Origin of the sequence: Haladaptatus sp. W1 (genome assembly GCF_001723155.1) — an archaeon.
Taxonomy (GTDB): Archaea; Halobacteriota; Halobacteria; order Halobacteriales; family Haladaptataceae; genus Haladaptatus; species Haladaptatus paucihalophilus.
Genome location: NZ_MEIH01000378.1, coordinates 1 through 4,204, shown reverse-complemented (window position 1 = coordinate 4,204; position 4,204 = coordinate 1). Strand labels below are relative to the sequence as shown.

At 62.6% G+C, this 4,204-nt stretch carries 5 protein-coding genes and 2 pseudogenes; 5 read left to right on the top strand and 2 right to left on the bottom strand.

Annotated features, from left to right (window positions below; genetic code table 11):
- Positions 1 to 67: 67 nt before the first annotated feature.
- Together BG842_RS28310 and BG842_RS23140 are read left to right on the top strand one after the other, a co-directional pair.
- Positions 68 to 176: pseudogene (locus tag BG842_RS28310) on the top strand (nucleolar RNA-binding Nop10p family protein); the annotation flags it as partial.
- Positions 177 to 181: 5 nt separating this feature from the next.
- Positions 182 to 940 (top strand): proteasome assembly chaperone family protein, encoded by a 759-nt coding sequence (locus BG842_RS23140; RefSeq protein ID WP_069451932.1) that lies wholly within the window; start codon positions 182 to 184, stop codon positions 938 to 940.
- Between the two features lie 21 nt (positions 941 to 961).
- On the opposite strand, the gene BG842_RS23135 is transcribed toward BG842_RS23140, so the two are convergent.
- Positions 962 to 1,489 carry a hypothetical protein gene (locus BG842_RS23135; protein WP_069451933.1) on the bottom strand — a complete coding sequence of 176 codons (528 nt, stop codon included), beginning with the start codon at positions 1,487 to 1,489 and terminating at the stop codon, positions 962 to 964.
- Between the two features lie 257 nt (positions 1,490 to 1,746).
- Between BG842_RS23135 and BG842_RS23130 the strand changes: the two genes are divergently transcribed.
- Positions 1,747 to 2,313 (top strand): J domain-containing protein, encoded by a 567-nt coding sequence (locus BG842_RS23130; protein ID WP_069451936.1) that lies wholly within the window; start codon positions 1,747 to 1,749, stop codon positions 2,311 to 2,313.
- 28 nt (positions 2,314 to 2,341) lie between these two features.
- Here the strand turns inward: BG842_RS23130 and BG842_RS23125 are convergent, their stop codons facing one another.
- Complete coding sequence (locus BG842_RS23125) at positions 2,342 to 3,124, bottom strand: MarR family transcriptional regulator (protein WP_069452645.1); 783 nt, start codon at positions 3,122 to 3,124, stop codon at positions 2,342 to 2,344.
- Positions 3,125 to 3,333: 209 nt separating this feature from the next.
- Here BG842_RS23125 and BG842_RS32190 point away from each other — a divergent pair, with 209 nt between their 5' ends.
- Together BG842_RS32190 and artA are read left to right on the top strand one after the other, a co-directional pair.
- Positions 3,334 to 3,693, top strand: coding sequence for a hypothetical protein (locus tag BG842_RS32190; RefSeq protein WP_254663414.1), 360 nt, complete (start codon positions 3,334 to 3,336; stop codon positions 3,691 to 3,693).
- A 196-nt stretch (positions 3,694 to 3,889) separates the two neighbouring features.
- A pseudogene (gene artA, locus BG842_RS32180) lies at positions 3,890 to 4,204 on the top strand (archaeosortase A); the annotation flags it as partial.

Sequence of the window (4,204 nt, the reverse complement as noted above, 5' to 3'; positions counted from 1 at the left end):
CGAACCCAGCGGCGACGCCGACCGGATTCGGGAACGATTGGCCGAACGCTTCGACCGTCAGTCGCGGTGTCCGAAGTGCGGAGCCGAGGCCGTAAACAGCGCACCCGCACCGTTCGACCCCGACGACCCCGTACGGGGAGTACCGACGCGCACTTAAGCGGCGCGCCCACGAATAAGGTACATGGACGAAATCGACATCGAAATCGTCGCCAATCCCGATTTGGAAGCCCCCGTCCTCATCGAAGGACTGCCGGGCGTCGGTCACGTCGGCAAACTCGTCGTCGAGCATCTACTCGAAGAGAAAGAGAGCGAGCTCGTTCGACGGGTGTACTCCGAACACCTCCCGCCGCAGGTTGGCGTCGGTGACGACGGCACCGCCTCGTTGGTTTGTATCGAACTCTACGCCCTGACCCTCGACGAACAGGACGTCCTCGTCCTCACCGGCGACTATCAAGCACAGGATTCCGTCGGTCACTATCGCTTGACGAACGCGTTTCTCGACATCGCCGACGAGTTCGGCGTCGAACGCGTCTTCGCGCTCGGCGGCGTGCCGACCGGCGAACTCATCGAGGAGTACGCCGTGCTCGGCGCGGCTGCGACCACGGACTTCGTGGACGAGCTCGAAGACGCGGGCGTCGAGTTCCGCGAGGACGAACCCGCGGGCGGCATCGTCGGGACGAGCGGTCTCCTGCTCGGCCTCGGCGGACGGCGGGGTCTCGAAGCGACGTGCCTGATGGGCGAGACGAGCGGCTATCTGGTCGACCCGAAGAGCGCACAGGCGGTGCTCGAAGTCCTCCAGACGATGCTCGACTTCGAAGTCGATTTCAGCTCGCTCGAAGACCGTGCGGAAGAGATGGAAGAGGTCGTCAACAAAATCGAGGAGATGGAGTCTCAACAGGCTCCTATCGCGTCCGACGACGACCTCCGGTACATCGGCTAAGCGGCCCTCCGATTTCGCCGGTTAAAATAGCGAGCGCTCCTGTCCGTTGTAGATATGATACACTGCGGAAACGAGGAAGAACGTGAGAAAGAACCACGTCCAGAACTCGAAGTCGAGCATTCGTATCGAGAAGAGGTTGAGTTTCGCCGCGAACAAAACGACGAACTCCAGCAGACCGAGGCCGAGATAGTAGGTCGCCCAGGAGACGTCGTGTTCGGGGACGACTTCCATATACACCTCGACCTGTCGCGCTTGGTCTTCGAGCGTTAGCTCCTTCGACTGCTGGTCGTACTCCACGATACCGAGGTCATCGAGCTTCGGGAGGTGCGTCTGGTGGAGCGAGACGTAGACGCTCTTTCTGACGTTTCGTGGTGGCGGTGACTCGCCGGTTTCCACCGTGGCGATGTGTTCGGCGAGGTCATCGACAGCCAGTGAATCTCCTGTCTCCCGGAGATAGCGAATCGTTTCGCGCCGTCGCTCGTTCCGCAAGACGTTATGGATCTGACTCTCGTCGAGTTCCCCTTTCGTCTCCGGTTCGGTGAGTTTCATGGCTTGGAGGCAAACATGATATTATCTCTGGGTCCGATACACGCACATATATTATAACCAAGGGTATTAACTTTGCCACCGGTCTAGTATTTATTTCATGAATGTTCTTTTCGCAATGTGCTGTCCTCGTCCGGTTATTGGTCTATCGGTGCGAACACCGTTCGACCGGGGATGTCTCCGTTTCTTCCCTCCGAACGCGTCACCGAGCGTCTCGTTTGGCGAGGATTTGATTACCGTTCGAGTCCTACACGCATAGCATGCCAGACTGGCTGGTCCTCGGCTTGTGGCTCACGCTAGCGGCCGCTGTCGTCATCGCCGGAATCTTCGTCGTCGGCGTTCGGCTGTTTCCGACGCGCCAGTCCACGAACGCCACCTACATCTTCGGGGAGGGGCGGCGACGGATCGAAATCCGTCAGTATCTCCGCGCCATCGACGAGAACTTCGCCGAGGACCACTTCGTGGAGGGCCAACACGTCGCGTTTTACCTTCCCGAGCGGGACGTCGCCATCACCTTCGACGCGCGAGCCTTCTTCCGCATCGAGAAGTCGCCGACGTACGCCGTACTCGTCGAACACGAGATGCCGGGCCACCACCTCGGCGACCGACTTCCCTTCGAAACCCCGACCTTGGAACAGGAGGCGGACGTGGACACGAAACAGGCCGCGTTCGCCATCCTCGGCGTCCCGTCGGGTGCGACGCTCTCGGAGGTCAAATCGGCCTACCGGGAGAAGGTAAAGGACGTGCATCCCGACCACGGGGGCTCGCGCGAGGAGTTCCAACGGGTTCGGGAGGCGTACACGACCGCGAAAAACCACTGCACTTGATTACCCCGTCGCCCACCGGTTTTTCGTCTCAGTCCAGATTCGCCACTTCGTAGGCGACGCCGACGTCCCGGAGGGCGTCGGTGACGCGCCCCACGCTGTCGGCGGTGGCGACGATAACGACGTTCAAGCCGCGTTCGGCGGCCTCGGCAGCGACTTCGCCCGGAGCGAACGTCGTATCCGGTTCGATACCGGCGGATCGGAGGGCGACGACGGCTTCGACGCCGGTCGCGGCGAGCACCGGGGCGTTCTCACACGCGGCCGCGAGCGACTTTCCGTCCACCGTTCGACTGCCGCCGGAGCGAACCGGCGGCACCTGATACACCGTCACCCGTCCCGGTTCGAGGTCGATGATGCCCTCGAACTCGGTGACGCCGACGTCCTCGCCCGCTTCGGCGTCCGTCGTGGCGATGCCCGTCGCGGGTCCCTCGTCGTTCGGCGTCGCGTGGAGCAGGCCATCTTCGAGCGAGAGCGAGACGGTCGTCCCCGCTTCGATATCGGTGCGCGCAATCGCCGCGTCCTCTCCGACGTTGCCGAGGATGTCGTCGGTCACGTGGTCCGCGAACCGACGAACGTCCGTCGCGGACTGGAGGAGCCAATCGACGCCCTCCTTCGTCACCCGATAGCGTGAGCGACCTTCCTTCTCCACGAGTCCGTCCTCCACGAGGCCGCGGGTGTACTCGCTGACGGCCTGACTCGTCACGCCGACGGCATCGGCGATCTCGCCTTGGCTCACCGCCGGTTGTCGGTCAGCGATTTCGGCGAGGATGCGAAACCGGGTTGCGGTTCGTTTGTCCTCCAACACGTCGGCCATACCCGAATCCTCGGGCGGGACGATAAAAATACCAGCGGTCGGCGAGTGAAAACCGCGTCCCGTGAGACGCACGAACGGTAATGGCGGAACCCTCCATTCGCCGACGGATGGCGGAACCGTCCACTCGCCGACGTTCCGGTGGTATGTCCCCGCGGACGGCGGATTCGGAGAGCGTCAACTCTATATTTTCTGAGAACAACGGACGAATCGTGATTGGAGTCGTCCCCGCCGCCCTCCCCGGCCCGCTCCCGTGGCTGACAACGACCTTTCCCGACTACCTCGTTTGGGTCGTCATCGCCGCCTTCGTCGCCACCGCCGCGCTCGAACGATACGACCGCGAGCTGGCGCGGACCGTCGGCGCGGGCGCGTGGGTGCTGTTCGGGCTGTTCTGGGGCGTCCTCTTTCCCCGTTTCGCGTTCGAGATGCGGAGTTTCATCGAGGGGACCCTCAGCCTCGTCGCGGTTCCCCTGTGCGTCTACGCGGGCTATCAGCTCTACTCGGGACGGATTCGCTGTTCGTCCTGTCCCGCGGCGTCGCCGCGATGGGACTCATCTACGTCCCCTTCCTGACGGTCGAACCGCTCCGCGAGTGGCTCGTCGAACTGGTGAGCGTCCAGACCAACGCCGTCATCCAACTGCTCGGATATACGACCCCGCGTTCACGATTGCGAAGGAAAACGGCTACCACAGCGCCTTCATCTTCACCGACAGCACGGGCCACGAGTACTACACCTATCTCGTCCTCGCCTGCACGGGTATCGGCAGCATGAGCATCTTCGGCGGCCTCATCGCCGCCGTCCGGGCACCCCTCCGACGAAAGCTCCGCGGATTCACGCTCGCCATCGTCATCATCTGGTGTTGAACGTCGTCCGCAACGTCTTCATCGCGGTGGCGTTCGGCAACCAATGGTTCCAGTTCTTCGTCGGTCCCGTCACCACGATCACGGGTTACACCGACCCCCGGATGGTCTCGTTTTTCATCGCGGACAGGGTGCTCAGCCAACTGCTCGCCGTCGTCGCGCTCGTCTTCATCCTCTGGTTGGTCGTCCGCGACCTCCCGGAACTGCTGACGGTCATCGAGG